General features: G+C 55.2%; 17 protein-coding genes and 1 riboswitch. Of the genes, 10 read left to right on the top strand and 7 right to left on the bottom strand.

Annotated elements, in window-relative coordinates; all coding sequences use genetic code 11:
- Positions 1-64: 64 nt before the first annotated feature.
- The 6 genes from KP814_RS07605 to KP814_RS07630 form a co-directional block, all read right to left on the bottom strand.
- Positions 65-964, bottom strand: coding sequence for a DMT family transporter (locus tag KP814_RS07605; protein WP_216736198.1), 900 nt, complete (start codon positions 962-964; stop codon positions 65-67).
- Between the two features lie 84 nt (positions 965-1,048).
- Positions 1,049-1,201 (bottom strand): hypothetical protein, encoded by a 153-nt coding sequence (locus tag KP814_RS07610; protein ID WP_216736199.1) that lies wholly within the window; start codon positions 1,199-1,201, stop codon positions 1,049-1,051.
- 193 nt (positions 1,202-1,394) lie between these two features.
- Positions 1,395-3,728: an immune inhibitor A domain-containing protein gene (locus KP814_RS07615; RefSeq protein ID WP_216736200.1), complete on the bottom strand. Its 2,334-nt coding sequence runs from the start codon at positions 3,726-3,728 to the stop codon at positions 1,395-1,397.
- A 464-nt stretch (positions 3,729-4,192) separates the two neighbouring features.
- The gene (locus KP814_RS07620) at positions 4,193-4,519 is read right to left on the bottom strand and encodes a hypothetical protein (protein WP_216736201.1); all 327 of its coding nucleotides are present in this window, start codon (positions 4,517-4,519) and stop codon (positions 4,193-4,195) included.
- On the bottom strand, positions 4,516-5,064 hold the full coding sequence (locus KP814_RS07625) for a DUF5991 domain-containing protein (protein ID WP_216736202.1): 549 nt from the start codon (positions 5,062-5,064) through the stop codon (positions 4,516-4,518). Before KP814_RS07625 ends, KP814_RS07620 begins: the two co-directional genes overlap by 4 nt.
- Positions 5,065-5,067: 3 nt before the next feature.
- Positions 5,068-5,823, bottom strand: a complete 756-nt coding sequence (locus KP814_RS07630) for a peptidoglycan-binding protein (protein WP_253938240.1) — start codon at positions 5,821-5,823, stop codon at positions 5,068-5,070.
- A 337-nt stretch (positions 5,824-6,160) separates the two neighbouring features.
- On the opposite strand from KP814_RS07630, the gene KP814_RS07635 reads away from it, so the two are divergent.
- The 6 genes from KP814_RS07635 to KP814_RS07660 all read left to right on the top strand — a co-directional run bounded on the left by KP814_RS07635 (position 6,161) and on the right by KP814_RS07660 (position 13,633).
- Entirely contained in the window at positions 6,161-6,910 is a 750-nt protein-coding gene (locus KP814_RS07635) for an expansin EXLX1 family cellulose-binding protein (protein WP_216736203.1), read from the top strand.
- Positions 6,911-7,044: 134 nt separating this feature from the next.
- A riboswitch (yybP-ykoY riboswitch) is annotated at positions 7,045-7,215 on the top strand.
- A gap of 7 nt (positions 7,216-7,222) precedes the next feature.
- Positions 7,223-7,798, top strand: a complete 576-nt coding sequence (locus KP814_RS07640; RefSeq protein ID WP_216736204.1) for a TMEM165/GDT1 family protein — start codon at positions 7,223-7,225, stop codon at positions 7,796-7,798.
- 620 nt (positions 7,799-8,418) lie between these two features.
- Positions 8,419-9,945 carry an ethylbenzene dehydrogenase-related protein gene (locus KP814_RS07645; protein WP_216736205.1) on the top strand — a complete coding sequence of 509 codons (1,527 nt, stop codon included), beginning with the start codon at positions 8,419-8,421 and terminating at the stop codon, positions 9,943-9,945.
- Positions 9,942-10,610 carry a DUF1566 domain-containing protein gene (locus tag KP814_RS07650; protein WP_216736206.1) on the top strand — a complete coding sequence of 223 codons (669 nt, stop codon included), beginning with the start codon at positions 9,942-9,944 and terminating at the stop codon, positions 10,608-10,610. The genes KP814_RS07645 and KP814_RS07650 overlap by 4 nt, the downstream gene beginning before the upstream one ends.
- A 92-nt stretch (positions 10,611-10,702) precedes the next feature.
- A complete protein-coding gene (locus KP814_RS07655) occupies positions 10,703-13,063 on the top strand; it encodes a DNRLRE domain-containing protein (RefSeq protein ID WP_216736207.1) in 2,361 nt (786 codons plus the stop codon).
- 189 nt (positions 13,064-13,252) lie between these two features.
- The gene (locus tag KP814_RS07660) at positions 13,253-13,633 is read left to right on the top strand and encodes a hypothetical protein (protein WP_216736208.1); all 381 of its coding nucleotides are present in this window, start codon (positions 13,253-13,255) and stop codon (positions 13,631-13,633) included.
- On the opposite strand, the gene KP814_RS07665 is transcribed toward KP814_RS07660, so the two are convergent.
- Entirely contained in the window at positions 13,614-14,063 is a 450-nt protein-coding gene (locus KP814_RS07665) for a hypothetical protein (protein WP_216736209.1), read from the bottom strand. The two genes, KP814_RS07660 and KP814_RS07665, sit on opposite strands and share 20 nt — an antisense overlap.
- Positions 14,064-14,361: 298 nt before the next feature.
- Here KP814_RS07665 and KP814_RS07670 point away from each other — a divergent pair, with 298 nt between their 5' ends.
- The 4 genes from KP814_RS07670 (at position 14,362) to KP814_RS07685 (ending at position 20,409) form a co-directional block, all read left to right on the top strand.
- Entirely contained in the window at positions 14,362-15,477 is a 1,116-nt protein-coding gene (locus KP814_RS07670; RefSeq protein WP_216736210.1) for a hypothetical protein, read from the top strand.
- 98 nt (positions 15,478-15,575) lie between these two features.
- Positions 15,576-16,865 (top strand): DUF2254 domain-containing protein, encoded by a 1,290-nt coding sequence (locus tag KP814_RS07675; RefSeq protein ID WP_216736211.1) that lies wholly within the window; start codon positions 15,576-15,578, stop codon positions 16,863-16,865.
- A gap of 103 nt (positions 16,866-16,968) precedes the next feature.
- Complete coding sequence (locus tag KP814_RS07680) at positions 16,969-18,324, top strand: phytase (RefSeq protein WP_216736212.1); 1,356 nt, start codon at positions 16,969-16,971, stop codon at positions 18,322-18,324.
- A 231-nt stretch (positions 18,325-18,555) separates the two neighbouring features.
- The gene (locus KP814_RS07685) at positions 18,556-20,409 is read left to right on the top strand and encodes a bifunctional diguanylate cyclase/phosphodiesterase (protein WP_216736213.1); all 1,854 of its coding nucleotides are present in this window, start codon (positions 18,556-18,558) and stop codon (positions 20,407-20,409) included.
- Positions 20,410-20,734 lie beyond the last annotated feature (325 nt).

Raw genomic sequence — 20,734 nt, forward strand, 5'->3', positions numbered from 1 at the left:
CGCCCCAATGGGGCGCTGTATAGTTGCGAGTGGACTTACGCGCCAGGCTCTGGCGTAGTTATGATCATGTTTCCGTCGCCGCAATCGGCTTCAGCGCCTCAGGCTGCGTTTGACGCGTCCGTGAGATCAGCGTCAGTCCCAGCAGAATGGCGCCCATTCCAAGCAAACTCAGCAAAGACATCTGGTTACCCAGGAACAGGTAATCCATGGCGGCGGTGACGCCGGGGACCAGATAAAAAAGACTGGTGACATTCACCAGATTACCAGCTTGAATAAGACGGTACAGCAGCAAGGTGGCGATCACCGAGATCACCACGCCGAGCCACAACAGCGCCAGCAAGAAGCGCGGATTGAACTCCACCGTGATGGGCTCCCAGGGCGTGAACGCCAGGCACAGAAGCAAGGTCATCGCGTATTGCAGGGGAAGCACCGACGCGGGCGCCTGCTTGACGCCTTTCTGCAATATCGCCCCCGTGGTGATCGAGCCCAGCGCGGCCAGGGCGAACACAACGCCTGTTGTGGAGATTTGCGCCAGTCCAATACTGTGATACACCACCAGAACCAATCCCGATAACGCCAGGGACAGCCCTGAGAGACGTTGCAACGAAAAGGCGGACTCTGTGGCCAGCAAGGTCAGAATCGGCTGTACGCCCAGCACGGTGGCGAGCACTCCCGGCGTTACCCCATGCTCCAGCGCTTTGAAGTAGCAGATGGAATAGCCGCCGATCATGAGTAAACCGGTCACCGCCACGCGAAGTCGTGTACCGGGCGCTGGCAGCCACTGACCACGGCTTAAACTGATACCCAGCACCACAACAAAAGCGATAGTGAAACGGAGAAGAAGAAAGGCGAACGCGGAGGCTGACTCCAGCCCCATTTTGGAGAAGATGGCCCCGCTGCTCCACAGCAGTACGAAGAGCGCGGTTGCGCAATAAGACAGTAACGTCGTTCGGTTGATAGACATAATTAGTTACCCGTCGCAGGGAATAAGACATTGCCGACCACCTCAGCGCTGCGCTGACTTCAAATGGAAGGCGCGAAATTTATTTCAGTGGAATACGGGCGGCGGCGGTGGCGCGCCGGCCTGAAGGCGACGGGGCGGGGGAGTGAAGCAAAACATGAAAATGTCCCGGACGCTAATGCGGCCGACATCCAGGCTGGATGCGCAGGCGGCTTTGGCGATGTCCTTGGATGAGCTCATGCTTTACAACTTGTAGAAAGTGATTGAAGGCCGATCTTACGACCCGGGAGTGAGAGAATCAAGCATTGGATATAACTCGAATTCAAGCTGGATATATATCGGACCTGTAAGGGCTGCGCCTGAGAATTATCTGTACGTGCGGCCCATAAAAAAAGCGCCCCGCAGGGCGCTTAGCGAATAGTCGTAAGGGTGACTATCGGGAAGAAGTGTTTCTCACCAGAACTTTACCTACTTTGCCGTCGGCGCTTTGTGACAGCACCAGGACGTTGAGGCCGAATTCCGGAATGTTGCGGCCCGCATCAGGAATCTCGTCGCTCATGTAGTTGAGGCGATCGATGAAGCGCGGATAGGGGCGACGGTTTTGGTCTTTCAGCGTGGAGCCTACGGAGTCTACGTCCGTCAGATCCAGTTTCAGGCGCTCGGAGGCGATCACGTTGAACGCCGCGTCATGCAACTGGAACTTGGTGGATGCGACGCTGCCGTCTTCCCACTTGACCACTCTTTGGTCTGCGTCAACAACGCCTAGGAAGCCTTCGCCAGGGTGCACGCCCACGTGGTTGTTATCCCAGGAATCATCCACGAACCAGACGACCAGGCCTTGGTTGAAGGACATCAGCTGACCGGACACGTTGAGACGCTCCAGACCGATGTCAACGCCGTTGTGCGTACGCCATTCCATCAGGTAGTAGCGATCAGACACTGTGAAGCCTTCGTCGGCGGTGAAGCCGTCCAAAGTGAACACTGGCGCGGAATCAGCGTTGTCGCTGGCGACCACCGCACCGTCTACGGACAGAGCGATATCATCCACGTACAGGCCTGGGTTGAGCGTGCCGGAGTCAGTGAAGTACTCGATGCTGACTTTAACTGTCTGACCTGCGTAAGCGGACAGATCGAATTCAGCGTTCACCCAGCCGTCGGATGCGCCGGTGATGCCGTTACCCAGGTTATTGCCGTTGGGGTTGGTGTCAGTGGTGATCGTCGCTGGTATGCTGACTTTGCCGGACTCGCTTTCCACCATCACGTAGCCGTAATCCCAGTCCGCTTCGATGTCGTACCAGGTTTTGAATGCCAGTTTGGCGGAAGTGGCGGATGTCAGATCCAGATCATAGGACATGCTGGTGTGCAGGTCGTTGGCCTTACCGCCGAAATACGCGTACTGACCGCTGGTAGGCGTTGTGATAATGCGTTTTTTCTTCGGCAGGTCGATGCGGATGACATCGTTGTTGCTTCCTTTGCTTACCGCTTCATCCAGCAGCAGGACTTCGCCTTTGCGGTCCAGCTCATCGATGGACAAGGTGGCGCCGTGCTGCCAGTTGCCGCCCCAGATGCCTTGCAGTTTCTCTTTGGCGTAAGCGCTGAAACCGGTCGGTTCGGTGCCCGGAATCTTGCCGGCCCAGGAGCCGCTGGACATGATGGACCAGTAAGAAACCGGTTCGCCTTTACCTGTGTACTGGGTGTCGTACTCGTCCGGCAGACCCAGGTCGTGACCGTATTCGTGCGCGCACACGCCTGCTGCAGCGGAGATCGGCTGGATGGTGTAGTCATACGCCGCCATCATGCCGCCCCAGTTGCCGGAGTCGGAAGTGGTGCCTTCGATCGGGAAGATCTGGCCCAGGTTCCAACGGTGCGCCCAGATCGCGTCTTCGCCCAGTTGTCCGCCGCCGGCTTCCTCACCGACTGCAGAGTGGAACACCATCACGTGGTCGACCAGGCCGTCCGGTTCCCAGTAGTCGCCGTCGCCGTCCAGGTCGTAACGGTCTTCAATGTCATAGTCGCTCAGATCCACATTGGGGTCCGCCGCCGCGGCCAAAAGGGCTTCGCGGATCAGAGCGCGGGCGTCGCCGTCCACATTGTTGCCGTAAAACGCCGCTGGTTTCTGCGCCATGTACCAGCCCGCTACGTTGCCTTCTACAGAGTAGCTGGCGCCGGACTGGGCGATGTAGTACTGCTGCATGGAGATCAGGTTTTCACCGTTAGGACCGGCGTAACCGGAGTCGGAGAACAGCAGATCCTGGAAGTGCTCCCGGTTGTAGTCCTCGTAGTACATGTCGGTTTCGCCGGGCTGGATGGAGTTGTGCGGGAAGTCCGGGAACTCCATCAGAATAGCGAGCACTTTGGCTTTACGGGCGCCTTCGGTCCACTCTTCCAGTTGCAGGTTATCAGGGAACAGTTTGCGGTTATCCAGCTCACGCCATCTTTGGTCACGCAGATGGTTGCCGTTAACGCGACGCGGTTCTTCGGCCAGCGCCGCCGCCGTTGCGGAGGTAGTGGCCTGCATCCGGGCGCGTTGCAGTTCGTGGGCTTTACGGTCTTTCAACCAGTCCTGCAGTTTGGCGGTGGCTTCTTCCAGCGTAGCGCCTTCAGAGATTTTGCCGCCGGCCTTCAGCATTTGAATCAGGCGGCCCTCATTGGCGATGCTGGGATCGAAGGCGCCGGCGCCATGCTGATGCGACTGGCTGGCCGCAAATGGCGAGGCGGAAGCGAGCAGCCCGGATATAGCGAGCGACAGTATGCTTTTTTTATGCATGATTAATTCCTTTTTTATTGATTGCCCTTTTGTGTAAGGCCATATTCGGCCCAGGCGGGGAAAGCAGGCAACGGATTGCCGGCGAATCTCAAAACGAGATAAATAAAGTAGTTCGCCCGGTCAGGCGCGGATGCCGCGCCAGTCGGGTAAACGCCAAGTCCCCGCGACGCCTAGTGATTGCCGGAACGACCGCTTAACGGTCATTGTCGACGCTCACAAAAGCCATTTGGTTTTATTGTTTCCCTGCCGATCCGATAAGGTATTTCCTTAGCGGTCAAACATCCCCAATAACGCACATTATTGAGGGACGCCGAAGACGTCCTTGTTTCATGAAAAACGCCCCCATAAGCAAGCGCTTACGTGGTCGCGTTATTTAGTAAACCAGAAAAAATCTACAATATCAGTACTTTGGATAAATAATCTTTAAGATGAGTGGCGCGAGCCGGGAGCCCGCGCCGTGCTTGTCAGGAGTTGTTTGGAGAGGGAGCGGGCGAGAACTGAGGTTGACCGGAATTGATTCCGGATTTGGTTTTTTCGGTGGCCTTTTTTGACTGCGCGGAAGCATGCGCTTTTTCCCGCAAATATTGTCGCGCAGCTTCCTCCGCTTCGGCGTAAGTCGCGCTCTCAGGAATGGCGCCTTCGTTGCGCAATTTCTTGATGACGCTTTCGATGTTGGCCGGCGCCCCGGCTTGCGGTCCGGCGTGATCTTCATCGCAGGCCAGAGTGGGAGCGGAGACGATCAGCAGAGATAGCAGTGCGCTGGTAAAGGTCCTTTTGGATAGTTTCATCATTCACTTGACTCATTCTTTTGCTTGTCTGGAGACGATAAGTCTAAGCGTTTTTGTTGCGGCGGCGAAAGGGGCTCTCCCGGCGCTTCTTTGACGAAGAAGGCGCCGCTTTGGCTTTTTACGCCGTCTGGCGTGAGCGCGCCCCAGTGGGTAATCAGGTCGCCGTCCTGTGCGCTGCGCTCCAGGGAAAACAGGGTTTCTCCCGGCTTATAGATCGCCACGCCATAACTGTTTTTTACCGATCCCCCGGCATGGGAGACAAAATTGATATCGATGCGCGCGCCGGACGTTTCCGCGGCGCAGAGCAGATTTTCCGCCGTCTGATAGCCGTTGATCTCCAGGCGGCAGGGTGTTTCTCCTTTGGCCACGGTCAACAGGTGAATCATGATTATCGGCGTGCCTCCGGCGGTGTTTCCCTGTTGGGATTCATACCGGTAGCGACCGTCCCAATTGACGATCAGCGTGGAGTCATCGGTATCTTCAGCGAACGTCGGTAAGGCGGCGGTAGTGATCAGAAAAAGCGATAAAATACGTTGGCGTGCGGTCATAGCTCATCCCATATAGCCCGTCGTAAGACCCTTTTCGTAAGCGGCGCGGACTTTCAGTGAAATTTCGGCGGGGGTAATGATACCGTCTTTGTTTTTGTCAAAACCACTGTTCTGGGTATAGGTCAGCGTACCGCGCCGGAACAGCGCCTGGGACGGATTCATGCCCACCGCAGCGGGGTACAGAACCGCGAGATAGACATCCTCCAGATTCTGCAAACGCCCCTGGTAAGGGCTGAAATATTTCTCTACATACTTCAATTGCTGCACCGCCGACATCCCCTTCAGCGCCTGAACGCTGGTGCCTAACGCCTTGGCGGTGGCGGGCATGAACTGGATCAGGCCGATAGCGCCGCTGCCGGCGGCGTTGGTGATGCGGGGGCTGAACGTCTCGCCGGTTTCAAACGCCATACAGGCCATAAGGTAGTCTGGCGACATATCCATCGCGGCGGCGATTTTAATGACTTTATTGTTGAAAACGGAGGAGGTGCGGCCGCCCCACGCGATTCGCAAATGCTTGCCTCCCAAGAGTGCGCTCAAGGTGCGCCCGCCGGGGTCGATGCGGCCGTCGGGTTTGGTCATACCGACTTTATCCCGCTGGAAACGTTTGATGGCGGAGGCTGTGGCGCCCCCGGCGACGCCGTCCACCGCCAGGCGTGAACTGTGGGTTTTGGCGAAGCGATTGAGAAGCGTCTGCGCGAGGACGACGTCCGCTTTTCTGTTGACGCCGCCGACTCCTACGGATTGTTGAAGACTCTGCATGTCGATCCTTGAAGTTAACATGGCAAGGCAGAGTAAAACTTGACCGAAGCGGGAACAACCGGGCGTATGGACTAACTGATCGTCCGATAAGGTTATGCCTGTAACCTGTTGATTATGATAGATAATGTCACGATTGATTCCCGTCTCATCCCAATTGTTCCATTGGCGCTGGGAGCCCGAGCCCGCCTGTGTCAGAGTGTGCGAAGAGCCCTTGCAGTACTGCAGCCGCGGGACCAGACACGATGTTCGCCACGGCGCAGGAAGGGCCGAACAGGCTTCTGACAAACCGTCGTGAAGCCAGGTTTGCAATCGCCAATGACAAAGGACAAGGAAGCTCATGAACAAACCTACTTTCCTGATTCTCGGCAGTATTCTGTTGTCGCTGTTTGTACGGGTCTCTCTCGCTGAGACTCAACTTCTTGCGCCGCACACGTCTGTCGCTTCCCATCATGGCGAAGGGACGTACTACTTCTATAACGGCGGCGGACATTGCAGCGTTCCCGCGCCTGCGATGCTCACTGCGGCGATGAACCAGACCGATTACAACGGCTCTCAAGCCTGCGGCGGCTGCGTGCGAGTGACCAATCGTAATAACGGCAAGTCCGTGGTGGTGCGGGTGGATGACAGTTGTCCCGGTTGCAACCCCGGCGATGTGGACCTGACCGATGCCGCTTTCGCGCAGATTTCACCCCTGGAGGCGGGGCGCATTCCCATTAGCTGGGATTATGTGGCCTGTGATTACCCCTCGCTGCAGTTGTATTTCATGGAAGGATCGAGCCAGTGGTGGACGGCGGTACAGGTGCGCGAACAACGGTATCCTGTAACCAGTCTGGCGTATCGGGAAAGCGGCTCAACCAGCGCCTATAAGGAGATCGGCAGAGAGGACTACAACTACTTTGTCGAACGTTCAGGCATGGGGACGGGTCCTTTTGATTTTCGCATCACGGATATATACGGACACGTGTTGGAATTGGGCGACATCGCGCTGCAACCCGGCGCGCCTATCAACACTCAGCAGCAGTTTCCCAGCAATGAAGTAAAAGGCATCGTATCCAGAGCGGGCAGGGGACAGTCGTTTTCCAAGTAAGATGAATTGGGTTCTGAAACCTAGCCGTTGAGTTGTCGCCAGGGCGTTTTCTCATTGGAAGGCGGCGTCCTGGCGGAACGCCGGTGTTGGATACAAACACCGGCTGGATTTATACGACGCATTGCATTAGTATGCGCGGCGTCACTGGGGAGTAGCCTCTCTTCACCCTGAAGAGGTTTGCGTCAACACACTTGGCCCACAGGCCATGGCGCAAACGGTTCCATAACTTGGCAAGACCTTTGACTATGCCGCACCGGTTGGGCCGGGGCGTGGCGTAGTCATATGGTTAATCCGGCCCAGGAGATATCCCGAATGCAAGCTTTCCTGATTTCCACCGGCATCGTCGCCCTCGCAGAGATTGGCGACAAGACTCAATTATTGGCGTTTATTCTCGCCGCCAAATTCCGCAAGCCGGTCCCCATTATCCTTGGCATTTTCGTGGCCACCATCGTCAATCACGCCTTTGCCGGTGCGCTGGGCTCCTGGGTCACTTCTCTGATGACGCCGGAGATACTGCGCTGGGTGCTGGGCGTGTCGTTCATCGCCATGGCGGGGTGGATGCTGGTTCCTGACAAGTTCGATGAAAGTGAAGCCAAATTCGCCAAACTGGGCGTGTTCGGCACGACAGTCATCGCCTTCTTCCTGGCGGAGATGGGGGATAAAACCCAAGTGGCCACCGTCGCGCTGGCGGCGCAATACTCCTCTTTCTTCTGGGTGGTGGCCGGTACGACTTTAGGGATGATGATCGCCAACGCTCCCGCCGTACTGCTTGGCGACCGCATCGCCCATCGCATGCCGGTGCGGCTGGTGCACGGCGTTGCGGCGTTGATCTTTGTTGCGTTGGGGATTGCGACGTTGCTGGGCGCCGGCGCCAGCCTGGGCTTCTGAAGCGCCTGAAAGCATCAATTTGTGCGCAGGCTCACTCCCTGCAGTGATCCAGGTTGTGAAAAACGCGTAAATGAGATTGAATTGCATTTCGTGCGGGCTAAAATTTAAGCAGGACCAACGCCCGCACGCGCATCACGTGCTTCGTACTTTGTTTTCATGAAATAAGGAATGTTTTATGAACGCTCACACTGCACCCATCCGGCGTCATCGCTTGCCGTTACGCGCGGCTCTTCCAGATAGCCTGCGCTATTGCGGCTCATTCTTTTACTTCATATATCGCTGCGGCTCATTGTCCGTTAAGAAAGGTCTCACCGGCGGGCTATCGCCGTCATAGCGGGTCTCCCGGTGTTCGACTCCCGGAATGTCATGCGCTTGCAACAGCAAACCTCTAGGCTGCTTGCCGTCCGGCAATGCAGGCTCGCCTGTTGATTTCACTCGATTGGACTATGCAGGAAAGGCAATTGTCGCGGCGGCGTTCGGGTTCTAGGATGAAAAGTCCTTATTCGACAATGATTTATATTGAAGTAACGCTATTGATAGTCACATTTAATTACGCATCTCCTTAAGCCCATTCCTGACAGCGGGCGGAGTGCATTAAACCGATAACAACAGAAACTACAATGATCTTTCCCGCATCTCATTGGTTACGCGTTTTACTTCACCTCTGTGCGATCTCTTTGTTTACCGTCAGTCTGGCCAGCGGCATGCGTCTGGCGGCGGATGGCGACTGGCCATTGCAACAGTATTGGACGGCTCTTGCGCCGCAAGGCGACATGATTTCCTGGCATCTTGGCTCTGCGCTTGGATGGCTGGCCGTCAGTCTTACCGTTTTATTCGCCTGGATTAAAAATCGCGCTGGCGTAGCTCCAACCCGTCCTAAAGGGCTACTGATACGAGCGTTGTATCTCACCTTGCCGGTGCAGCTTCTCAGTGGAGCCGTGTTCTATCTGGGCGTCGGCGTGGGCGTGCTGGACTGGGTCCTGGCGATTCATTACTGGGGTGCGCTGGCGCTGCTGATCCTGATTGCCGCTCACCTGACGGAGCAACTGGCGTTGCGAGGCGGGCGGTTTTTGCCTGCGGTCTTTATCCCTCGCAAATTCTCTCAGGGTCTGGGACTGCTGGCTGTTTCCTGCGCTGCAGGCGCAGCGATTTGGTGGGGCGGCGGCGCGGACAGTCAGGAACTGGTGGTGGCGCCCTTAGCGGAAAAAGAGCGTATTCAGATTGACGGATCGCCGGATGAAGCCGCCTGGGCGACTGCTGAGCCAGTGACGGTCACTACCTATCAAGGCAACGACTACCATACAGCCGTCCCGGTTGAAGTGCGCGCCCTGGCGAATCCTTACACGGTGTATTTCTCTATTAGCTGGCCGGATGCTCATGCCGATTACAGTCATCTTCCCCTGCAAAAGACGGAGACCGGCTGGAAGGCGCTGCATGCGGGGTTCGAGAAAGATGACGAGCGCGTCTATTACGAAGACAAGCTGGCGGTGATGCTATCCAACGGCGGCGGATTTGGCGGCGATAACAGCATTCATCTGGGCGGACATCCTCTGGAGGGCTATCCGGCCAGTCGCTCCGGGCGCGGTTATCACTACACGACGGACGGCTCCATTCGCGATGTCTGGCACTGGAAGGCGGTGCGCGGGGGCGACATGGCGGTGCTGGATGATGATCACTTCGGTAAACCGGAAGCGGCCTGCGCATTTTGTCCCCGTTACAAGGCGGGTTATCAACCCGATCCGGTGGAAGACGGCGGCGTGCGTCAGAACTGGGACTGGTTCCGCACCAGCGGCGTGACGCCTCTGCGCATTCCGCGAGAAGGACCGGGCGTTACCAAGGAGGATAACGCCATGACCTGGTATGGCTCGCGCACCTACCGGGCGGAACGAGACGAGACGCCGGTGGGCGGCAGTCTGCCCTCGGTGCTGTGGATGAGCCATTACGAAGGCGACCGGGGAGATGTGCGCGGCCGCGCGCAATGGAAGGGCGGACGCTGGTATCTGGAGCTGGCGCGCGCCCGCGAGACGGGGTCGCCCTTTGATATTCCCATTGAGGATGGCGTGTTTATGTGGGTGGCGCCTTTTGATCATGCGCAAACCCGCCATGCCTATCACCATCGACCCATTCGCTTGAGGGTGCGGCCATGAGTCAACGACAGCGCACCCAGATAATTTCCGCCATTGGCGTCAGCATCCTGGCGCCGGCGGCGATGATCGTGGCCATGACCGTTAACGGCGGGCAGGACGCCGGCGCTTCCAGCGAACATGCGCAACGTCGCATACAGGCGGAACTGGCGCGTTGGCGCAAGCTGGATGCAAACGGCGCGGAGGTGGCGCCCAAGGTGGGGCCTTGGGCATGTGTGGCGGACGCCCGCAATAACGTGATTTGGGAAGTGAAGAGCTGGCAGGAAAATGTCCATCACTACAAATCCAGTTTTTCCTGGCGGTTGAATGACCGCGGCGAAACGGGGCGGGGCAGTTGCATTCTCGGCGACCATATTCAGCCTTGCGACACCGATGATCTGATTGCGGCGCTGAATCGGGTTCGATACTGCGGCGTCGCCTCCTGGCGTTTGCCGACCATTGAGGAATTGCGCTCCTTGATGGACCGGGAAACCTATCCCGGCCAMCCCATGATTAACGCCTACTTGTTTCCCCGAACCGCCGTTGGGCCCTATTGGTCCTCCACGATGCGGGATGGAGAGGGTAGCGATTTCAGCGTCATGACATTCAATTTTTATCAGGGAAGTGAACAGGCCTTGCCTCCGCGTACGGCTGCGTGGGCGAGACTGGTGTCTTCCATGGAGCAGTAGCGGAGATGAGCAAGGGAGCGACGTGGGGAATATCCGGCTGCGGCAGGCCGGACGTCGCGATGTCTTAAACTACCTGGAGAAATCTACAACCGATGAATAACGATAAACCCATAATCGCCGTGCTCGCCGGTTTAACCCTGGCGGCGACCGGGTCCACTGCGTTGGCCGCGCCGACGCAGATTCGCGTGGTCTGGGACCACGATCCCGCCCATGAAGCCATTGTCGCTTTTTCCGAGGGTTCTGGCGGATCACCCTATCTTCTGTGGGGCGACAGCACGGATGAGAACAGCTGGGAGAATACTGCTTACCAGAAGAACTATACCTTCGATGGTAGCCTGCGCAGTTATTTCGTGCGTCTGACGAACCTGCAGCCCGACTCTAACTACTATTTTCGCGCCTGTGACAGTAAAGGTTGCGGCGAGCGTTTCTGGTTTACCACGGCGTCGGACAACGCGTCGGACCTGACCTTTATCGCCGGCGGCGACTCCCGCAGTAACCCGACGGCGCGCCGTCAGGGTAACCGTCTGGTTAGTAAAGTGCGCCCTCAGTTCGTGCTTTTTGGGGGCGACCTTACCGACGACAATCGCGCCAGCGAAGTGGACGAATGGCTGGATAACTGGACCGAAACTTACTCCAACGATGTCATCGACGGGGTGGATTACAAACGGGTGTATCCGTTGGTTCCAACAGTTGGCAACCACGAGGATAACGATCAGACCTTTATCTGTAAGGTGTTCGGCGTGGACGCCAACAAAGATGGTTCCTGCTCTCTCGACGATACCTACTTCGCTTTCACCATCGGCGGCGGACAAGCTCGTTTCTACACGCTTAACACGGAGTTTCGGAACTCTGGATATGAAGCGGAATGGCGCGAGCAGATGGACTGGTTGAAGGCGGATCTGGCCTCCGACGGCTCCAGCGTGACCTGGCGCATGACCCAGTACCACAAACCGATGTTTCCTCGCACGACATCGAAGCCGTCCAAATACGACAAGATGTACGAATGGGCGCAACCGTTTTACGCCTACAAGATGAACCTGTCTTTCGAGTCGGACAGCCACCTGGTGAAATACACCTGGCCGGTGGTTCCGGACAATGGCGGTTATGCGCAGGCGTCCGCCGGCACCTTGTATGTGGGCGAGGGCAGTTGGGGCGCGCCCACGAGGTCTGCGGATCGTTATGCAAACTGGATTATCGATCAGGACAGTTTCGCGCAACTGAAAATCGTGCAGTTCTCTGGCGACGAGGTGCTGGTGCGCACAGCGCGTTTTTCCGGAGAGGGCGATGTGACGGTGCTCTCCAAGGCGCAGCGGGACGCCGACCCTCTGGCGCTACCATCCGGTCTTAACCTGTGGAAGCCGCAGAACGTCGGTGAAATCATGACGTTAACGCGGTCCGGCGACGGCCTTACCCAGGTCAAGGGCGGCGGAGATGATCCTGGTCCGGGCGACCCAGGCGATGGCGATTCCACAACCTTGGCCGCGACGCAAGACGTGACCGTAGGCAGTAACGGCTTCCATAACAACGGCGATGAAGTCTACGCAGACGGCTCCGACAGCGGTCAGGAACTGCGCGCGCTGTTGTCCTGGGACTTGAGCGCGATACCTGCCGACTCCAGTGTAGACTCCGTGGAGCTGGCCCTGCAGGTGGTCAATAGCTCAGGCGGTGAATATGGCGTTTACGCTGGCTCCGCGTCCTGGTCGGAAAATGGCGCGGACTGGAATGACGCCTCTACCGGCGTCAAAGTAGGAAGCGTTACGCCTTCCAGCAAAGGCGGCGTGAGCATTAGTCTGAACGAGGAAGGCCGTCGCCTGGTGGAGGGCTGGATCAACGGTCAAGAAGCCAATAACGGGTTGATTATCGCCAGCATGGGCACGTCCGATGGCGTTGATTTTGTCTCCAGAGAAGGCGGTCAGGCCGCCAAACTTATTGTCGCTCATCAAGCCGGTGATGACTCTTCGGGACGGGGCGCCAAGTCGTTTTCCTCCGATCAGGACGTTTCGGTCGGCTCGCAAGGTCGTCGACGCAATAGCAGTCGTTTGGAGGCGGACGGCAGCGACGGGGGGCAGGAACTGCGCGTACTGATGCATTGGAATCTGAGCGACTTGCCAGCGCAGGCGAAAATCACCAGCGTGAAAGCTGAACTTTCCATTGTCGACCCTTCCAGCGGCTCTTACTCCCTGTACTCCGCCAAAGGAGACTGGAGCGAGAGCGCCGCCCAATGGAGCGATGCGGAAACCTCCGGCGGCAAAGTCGCCACTTTCACCCCGTCCAACAATGGCTCGCTGTCGGCTAATTTGGGCGCGGCTGGCATAGAACTGGTGCAAAGCTGGCTATCCGGCGCGCCGAATAACGGCCTGGTGTTGTCTTCTGACGGAACCAGCAACGGCGTGGACATCGAAAGCAGAGAGAGCAGCCGCGCGCCCAAACTGATCGTGGAATATGAGCTGTAAGGAGCGATACGGTTTAGGTTAGCCGTTGAACTCTCTGTTATCTAAAAGGACGGCGTGGGTTGGGTCGCCGCGCCGTCCTTCGTTATAATTTCGTCCTTTACCTTATTTGAATAACCAAACGGGTATTCAATTTCTGGCGTGGCGACTCGGTTCGAGTGGTTCGCCCAGCCAGCGCACAAGGACGGAATGATGACAAACGCATTGAATAAAAGACTAAGCCTTCTGCTGTTGATATTGGCGTTAAGCGGATGCGACATGATCGACGGGCTGAAGGAAGAGTCAGACCAGAAATTCGGCGACCAGCATTTCAAAACCGCCATCGCATTGATCGAACTGCACAAGGTTCGCACCGGCGCCTACCCTGAGACGTTCTCTGACATTCAATACACCGGGGATTGGGATGCGATCGTCGCTCATAGCGTCAGCTACAAAAAGCTGGAGGAGGGCTATGAGCTGAATATCGTCCGAGGCTGGGTGGGAACCCCGGAGCTAAGTTATCCCGAAGACTTTTGGTCTGGACTGGGCGTCCGCAAGACCAATGTCAGCGGTCTCACGAATAATACGCCCTGATTCTGCCGCTGGCGGAGCCCACATGCTTCACCAGACGATCCCCAGTTTTCTTAGCTGTCGCCGTGGACCAAAGCGTCAGCAACTGGTCGACGCTACTCATATTGTCGGAAATGGCGCGGTGATGCTTGGCGATGCCGAAACGGGCCATCATGTCGCTGAGGCAGCGTTTCAAATCCATCATATCGCCCACGAACACTTCAGGCTGATAATTGGGCGGAACATCAAAAAACTGACTGATGGTGGGGTCGACAATCAGCTTGCTGGGTAGGCGCAAGTGATAATGCATGGCGTTCAGCGCATACAGATCGCAACGCTGATCCGTATCCACAAAAATCTTTCCGGCCAGCGTCTCGCATTGCGCAAGGCAACTGCCGTGCTTCGCTGACGCTGTATTCTGAAAACCTTTAACTTTCAATGATAAATCGTACATCTTAGCTACCTGTATGACCGCCCCGTAGTGACTAAAACGGGTGTAAATAACGTATAAAAACGGGGCCGGGGATTATTGCTTGGATTGGAGCTGGGCTCAAGCCTTCTAGAAAGAGATTAAATGAAATAAATGAGTGTCACCCATAATGAATTTAGTCTGAATAGACTTAAACTTATTTAAATTAAGTGACACAATATGTCGTTCTTGTTGGCATTGTAAATAGGAGAGTGAGAACTGAAGTTGTGAACGATTAATGAACAAATGGCTATGCTTTTATTAATTTAAATGGAATGATTCGGTGAAAATTTTATCACGTGCTTTGATTTTGTTTACTTGGCTAATTGGCTCAGTATGTAGTCTGTCAGCATCAGCTAATGTTAGTGGTGATGTGAGAGGGGTGACGTTTTTCTATTTGGATGGTGTACATCAGGACTTTCCATGGGTGTTAAATAACCAGTACGACCCGGAAGTCAGGAGGAAAATTGACAGTCTCTTGAATGAATATCATAACGCTGGAGTTAATTGGATACGAATTTTAGTTGACGCTGACCACTATGGTAAGGCGAATGAGAATCCGGTTCCAAGCCTATCATTGATACAAAAGGTCAATGATTTTATGAGGATAACTCGGACTGGCGGTCAAGCTGATTGGTTTACCATAGAGTTGGTTTTAGATCCTTATACGATCAAGATGGAAGATGGTAATAAGGATAATGGCAAGATGCAGGATAAACATCCCTATGACAGAGACAAGCTCTGGTATAAGACTTGGCTGGATAATTTAGACTACACGAACTTGGGGATGGTTGTAATTGGTGGCGACCTTTCTCCATGCTCTGTCCAGGGATGTGATCAACCAGGTGAGATATCTGAAAGTCATGCCAGCTGGATTAAGGAAATGTGGTCATGGAAAGAGCAGTACTATCCAGAATTGAATTCAACTTATGAAGTCATCGGTAATGAAGAGGGGATTAATGACCCAAGGCTGATTAGTATATTGGCGACTTGGATTGAAAAAAATACCCCAACTGTTCCAGTTATAGCGGCTTCAATATACATAGACTTGCCAAGCGGCTCACATTGGGTCGATTATGCTGAGGTTACGAATAATACTCTAGAAGCATATCACTCCGTGACTAATAAGCCTTTATGGATTGATGAGTTTGGAAAGAACATTCGTATGGACTCAACGACTGCTGATCAAAAAGCGGCTTACGAAGGTTTTTTGGGTGCTTCAGTCTGTTGGCGTAAAAATAAATATGCAAAGTTTGCCTGGGTCGGTGGGAACGATTATCCGTATAAAGATAATCGCTGGTATGGGCTTGTTTCTGGGTTCAATAGTAACGACGAACCTGTAATGAGGCCGGCCTGGAGTGTGCTTTCTCAGTATTATAATCTTCAACATTGCCCGTAAGTAAACGACTAATAGAAGCTATATACTTTGATAGTCAGAGAAAATAAGGGCGTAGTGCTGAGATGCAATAACTTCCGCTATCCAAGGAGAGAAACGGAATGCTCGATAAGTTGGAGTTTATTCTCAACCGTATCAGGGAGCGGCTTTGGATCAAGCCGTTGATTGTCTGTTTGCTTTCCATTGCGGCGGCGCTGGCGTCCAGGGGGGCGGATTCGTTTGGCGCTGAGATGGGGTGGGAGCAGTGGACGCCGGAGGTGTCGAAGGAATCCTTGATTGAGCTGTTGAAGATCTGCGCCGCCAGCATGCTGGTTATCGCTACCTTGGCGGTGGCTTCCATGGTGTCCGCCTATGCGTCCGCCGCCAGTACCGCGACCCCTCGTACGTTCGCGCTGGTGATCGCCGATGATGTTTCGCAGAATGCGTTGTCCACCTTTATTGGCGCCTTTATTTTTAGCATTGTGGCGCTGGTCGCGCTGATGAACGGCTATTACGGCAACAGCGGGCGATTTGTGCTGTGCTCCATTACGCTTGCGATATTGTCGGTGGTGATCGTCACCTTCGTGCGTTGGGTGGATCGCATCGCCCGTTTGGGGCGTCTGGGTTCGGTGATCGAAAAAGTTGAGACCGCCACGTCGCAGTCGCTGAAGCGTCGACGCGCGCAGCCCACCATGCGCTGTGCGGAAATCGAAGGCTCCTCTGGTGACGGGCGCCCGCTATATACCCGGCAAGTCGGCTACGTCCAGCATATCGAGTGCAACAAACTGCAAGCCTGCGCAAAGAAATACGATGTGCATATTCGGATTGCGGCGTTGCCGGGCGCTTTTGTTTCTCCCAGCATTCCTATCGCCTTTATCGTTGGGGGCGATAAGGAGCTTGAGACGGATAAGTTCGAGAACGCCTTTGTCATCGGGCGCAACCGAATATTTGATGAAGACCCCTGCTTTGGTTTGACGGTGCTGTCCGAGATCGCTATTCGCGGATTATCTCCCGCGGTGAACGATCCTGGAACGGCGCGGGACATTGTCGGCGCCATGGGGCGTTTATTCGTGCAATGGATGTCCCCGGAGGAAAAGACAGAGGCTGCTGAGAGCTGTGAATTTGACCGCGTGCAGGCGCCTGAATTGTCTTTGTGGGATATGTTCGACGATGCGTTCACCGCGATCGCCAGAGAAGGGGCGGACGCGCCGATAGTACACATCCGGCTGCAGGAAACGCTGTATTCGTTGGCCCATTTTGGCGACGGGTCCATGCGCGATATGGCGGTTAAGCATTCCCGATTGGCTCTGGCCAGGGCGGAGCAAACCCTGACGCTGGAAGAAGACCTGGAGGCCGTGCGCAATACCGGTTTATGTTGTGAACTATCGTCTGGGGACGGTCAAAAGCGATAACCTCAAGAGGCGATTTGAATTGTCATAAAAAAGCGCTAAGTTCCTCAATGCAATGGAAATTCATTGTGCGCCCAGGATAAGAAATTACAAGGAAATTGAAGGAATGAAACTCGCTAAATTACTGCCTTTTACTCTCGCCGCACTCTCTGCTCAGGCTCTTGCCGCTCCTCCCCAAGTTGTCGCTCGTTTTGAGTCGGAATCATTCTATGACGATGACGCCGGTAAGAACTCCGACGCGGACGATCCCGCCATTTGGGCGCACCCTGAAGATCCCGCTAAAAGTCTGGTTATCGCCACCTTGAAAGAGGGCGGCCTCGTTGTATTAAACATGCAGGGACAAACGCTGCAGCACATTGACGCGCCATTGCCTCCCAGCGCTGGCGATGCGCCCGGACGCTTCAATAATGTGGATCTGGTATACGGTTTAAAGAGCCGCAAACATGAAAACGATTTCGCTGTGGTCATTGATCGCGGCGCTGACAAGCTGCGTTTCTATCGCATCAATCCAGACTACAACGGTGAGGATATTGCGCCGTTGACGGATGTGACCTCGCCAGACGCCCCCTGGATTTTCTCCGATGATCAGGACGAGGTGAACGAGCAGCGCACGGGCTATGGCTTAGCCGTATCCAAACGGAAAAAGCACAAGGACGGCTATGCGGTGATCAGTCAGCGTAAAGACTCGGATTTGGCTATTGCTGAGTTCAAGATGACCAAAGAAGGTCTCATGACTTATGAAGTGGATGATTTGACGGACCTGCCCGATGAATTTGAGTTATCTGATGATGTGGAATGGACCCCCTGCCAGGACGATGACGACCAGGACCCGCAAGTGGAAGGCATGGTGATCGACGAGCGCAATCAGGTGCTATACGCCGCACAGGAGCAAGTGGGCGTCTGGCGCATCCCCATGGATGATCCTGATGAGACGGAGCTGGTGGATGTAGTGGCGTCCTATGGCGTGCCTTACACGCGAGAGTGGGATGAGCAGGAAGAGGAATTCGTCTGCACGCTGTTGTGGGATCAGGACCCAGGACATGGCGGTCAGCACCTGAAGGCGGACGTCGAAGGGCTGACGATCTATTACGGACCAGGAAAATCCGGCTATCTGCTGGCCTCCAGTCAGGGGGGCGACCGCTACGTCGTCTATGATCGGCAGGGGAGCAACGCCTATGTGGGAGAATTCGCCATAGTCGACGGCCCTTATACGGACGGAACCCAGGAAACCGATGGCGGCGCTGTCATCAACGTCAATATGGGACCTGACTTCCCCTATGGCCTGTTGGTTGTGCAGGATGGCGACAACACCCCGGATGAGCTGGATGACGAAGGCAAAAAAAGGGATAACACCAACTTCAAGTTCGTACCCTGGCAAGACGTCGCCAACAGCCAGTTCCCGCCGCTGATGATAGAAACGGATAGCTGGCATCCACGCCGGAAGCACCGGTTCCCCCATTGATCGACTGAGCAAAGTCGTCACGACGACCGCAGCCCTGAATCTGCGGCCGTCGGCTGAGTTGGATCAAAAAAGAGGAAGAATTTGGCGTAATCGAATAGGGAATGATGACGGGTTGGGCTAAATTTATTTATACGGCTCATAAAAGCCGCGATAGCGTGTTGAAGTGAGCTGCGCCAGGAGTTACCCCGTAATCAGATAAGGCAATAAGACCTGGAGGAGAGAGGGCGAAGCATGTGTTCGGCGAAGAATAAAAGTGTTTCCAAAGGCTTCATTCCCCCGCCAATACCTGATAATGAAGCGCTGCGTCTAAAAGACCTTGAAAGCCTAAAAATTCTCGACACGGATGCTGAAGAACGGTTTGATCGCATCACCGCGCTGATTGCGGATGTTTTTGACGCGCCCATCGTGCTGTTGTCTCTGATTGATCGCGATCGGCAGTGGTTTAAGTCTATTCATGGTCTCAATGTTCCCGAAACTTCCAGAGAGGTTTCATTTTGCGGTCACGCCATCTTTGAGCCCGAGGCCATGGTGGTGGAGGATGCTCACGATGACCCGCGCTTCTGCTTGAATCCCCTGGTCACAGGCGAGCCCAACATCCGCTTTTACGCTGGCGCGGTAATCAGAGGCCCGTCGGGCCTGCCGGTCGGCACCTGCTGCCTGATTGACAGAAAGCCACGCAAACTGACTGAACGTGACCGAAAGCGCTTGGTGAACTTCGCAAAACTGTTGGAGAGCGAACTGTTGCAGTCCGTGAAACTGACGAGGCTGCAGCAGGAAACGGTGATGTCCGCGTATTTTGACCCGCTGACCGGACTGCCTAACCAGCGCCTTTTTCTGGACCGTCTCGAACAGCGTCTCAAGATCGCCGGCAGCCTGGACTCCGTCACCGTCTGCGTTGTAAATATCTGCCGTTTCTCCAATGTCATCAACGCCTGGGGGAAAGATAACGCGAATAAAGCGCTGGTCGTTATTGGCAAGAGGATCAAGGCGGCGATAAAAAACAAAGGATCGGTCGCACGTTTGTCCGGAGATCGTTTTGCGGTTTTCACCAACAAATCGAAAAGCGCTCGCTATGAAAGGACCCCGGGGCATTTGCGCGATCCCATTCCTTTTGAATTGAATGATTTGTTTAACCAGCCCGTGGATGTGGGCGGCGTCGAACTGCATCTGGAAGCCAATGTGGGCGTCACCAGCTATCCTCATGACGGTGAGGACGCTACTTCATTGCTGGAGAACGCCGCCAGATGCTCCAAATCCGTCGGGGCGTGCGCGCACGTGCAGTACTACTCACAAACATTGTCCGACGAAGCCTCAAAAGCATTCGCCATTGAGCAGCGTTTGCGCTCAGCGATCGCTAACCAATCGCTTCATTTGCACTATCAGCCGATCATTGATCTCAAATCAGGACGTTTGCAGTCGCTAGAGGCATTGTTGCGTTGGCGGGATGAGGCGCTGGGAAATGTCTCTCCCGCAGACTTCATTCCCGTGGCGGAGGCGACCGGCGTTATCGCCGAGATAGGACGCTGGGTGGTGGAAGAAGTGTGTTCACAACTGGCGACTTGGAAACGCCAGTATCCAGATCAGCTGGTTCCGGTGACGATCAACTTGTCCACCATCCAGTTAATGAGATCGGAGACGGCGCAGGAAATTGAGTCAATCGTGACGCGCGCTGGCGTGGATAGCGCGCTGATTCAGCTTGAAGTCACAGAAAGCTGTTTTCTGAAAGACTTCGATAGCGCCCTCAGCAATATGAAAAAGATGCTGGAGCTCGGCTTCAAATTTCTGATCGATGACTTCGGAACCGGCTTTTCCTCCCTCAGTTATCTGAACAAACTGCCGCTGCATAAACTGAAACTAGATCGCAGCTTCGTGTCAGGAATAGATCACTCTGACAAATGCAAAGCGTTGGCGAAACACATTATCGCCCTGAGTCAGGAACTGGGACTGATTGTCGTGGCCGAAGGCGTCGAGGACGCCGCACAGGCCCGTATACTCACCAGCATGCATTGCGACCAGGCGCAGGGATATCTGTATAGCCGACCATTACCGCCGGTGGAGATTTCGCAGCGATTTTTTGGTGTATGACGCGAGTACTTTAAGAGAGGAAAATGGCTTCCTCTGAGAGGGATTCTGTTGAACCAGAGCTCTGGGAGGCCCTTCGACAAGCTCAGGGCGAACGGGGTGGGGCGTTGCTTAGGAAGTCGCTCAGTATATTTCCTTCCTTTCTGGTGAAGGACGCTATTCGAATGCCGGATTGACATCACAACAACCAAGACTCCGTTCGCCCTGAGCCTGTCGAAGGGCTGGCAGTACCCCGCGATACAAGAAGTGTTACTGATCCAGGGGGGGGAATAGATTCCACTGAAAGGGGGCTCTATTGGGACTAGCGCTCTGGGAGTCTCTTCGACAG

This window comes from Hahella sp. HN01 (genome assembly GCF_018986435.1).
Classification (GTDB): domain Bacteria; phylum Pseudomonadota; class Gammaproteobacteria; order Pseudomonadales; family Oleiphilaceae; genus Hahella.

What these genes read in the sequence shown, in the direction of transcription:
- KP814_RS07605 (WP_216736198.1), bottom strand. Translation starts at nt 964, where the DNA reads ATGTCTATCAACCGAACGACGTTACTGTCTTATTGCGCAACCGCGCTC.
- KP814_RS07610 (WP_216736199.1), bottom strand. Translation starts at nt 1,201, where the DNA reads ATGAGCTCATCCAAGGACATCGCCAAAGCCGCCTGCGCATCCAGCCTG.
- KP814_RS07615 (WP_216736200.1), bottom strand. Translation starts at nt 3,728, where the DNA reads ATGCATAAAAAAAGCATACTGTCGCTCGCTATATCCGGGCTGCTCGCT.
- KP814_RS07620 (WP_216736201.1), bottom strand. Translation starts at nt 4,519, where the DNA reads ATGATGAAACTATCCAAAAGGACCTTTACCAGCGCACTGCTATCTCTG.
- KP814_RS07625 (WP_216736202.1), bottom strand. Translation starts at nt 5,064, where the DNA reads ATGACCGCACGCCAACGTATTTTATCGCTTTTTCTGATCACTACCGCC.
- KP814_RS07630 (WP_253938240.1), bottom strand. Translation starts at nt 5,823, where the DNA reads ATGCAGAGTCTTCAACAATCCGTAGGAGTCGGCGGCGTCAACAGAAAA.
- KP814_RS07635 (WP_216736203.1), top strand. Translation starts at nt 6,161, where the DNA reads ATGAACAAACCTACTTTCCTGATTCTCGGCAGTATTCTGTTGTCGCTG.
- KP814_RS07640 (WP_216736204.1), top strand. Translation starts at nt 7,223, where the DNA reads ATGCAAGCTTTCCTGATTTCCACCGGCATCGTCGCCCTCGCAGAGATT.
- KP814_RS07645 (WP_216736205.1), top strand. Translation starts at nt 8,419, where the DNA reads ATGATCTTTCCCGCATCTCATTGGTTACGCGTTTTACTTCACCTCTGT.
- KP814_RS07655 (WP_216736207.1), top strand. Translation starts at nt 10,703, where the DNA reads ATGAATAACGATAAACCCATAATCGCCGTGCTCGCCGGTTTAACCCTG.
- KP814_RS07660 (WP_216736208.1), top strand. Translation starts at nt 13,253, where the DNA reads ATGACAAACGCATTGAATAAAAGACTAAGCCTTCTGCTGTTGATATTG.
- KP814_RS07665 (WP_216736209.1), bottom strand. Translation starts at nt 14,063, where the DNA reads ATGTACGATTTATCATTGAAAGTTAAAGGTTTTCAGAATACAGCGTCA.
- KP814_RS07675 (WP_216736211.1), top strand. Translation starts at nt 15,576, where the DNA reads ATGCTCGATAAGTTGGAGTTTATTCTCAACCGTATCAGGGAGCGGCTT.
- KP814_RS07680 (WP_216736212.1), top strand. Translation starts at nt 16,969, where the DNA reads ATGAAACTCGCTAAATTACTGCCTTTTACTCTCGCCGCACTCTCTGCT.
- KP814_RS07685 (WP_216736213.1), top strand. Translation starts at nt 18,556, where the DNA reads ATGTGTTCGGCGAAGAATAAAAGTGTTTCCAAAGGCTTCATTCCCCCG.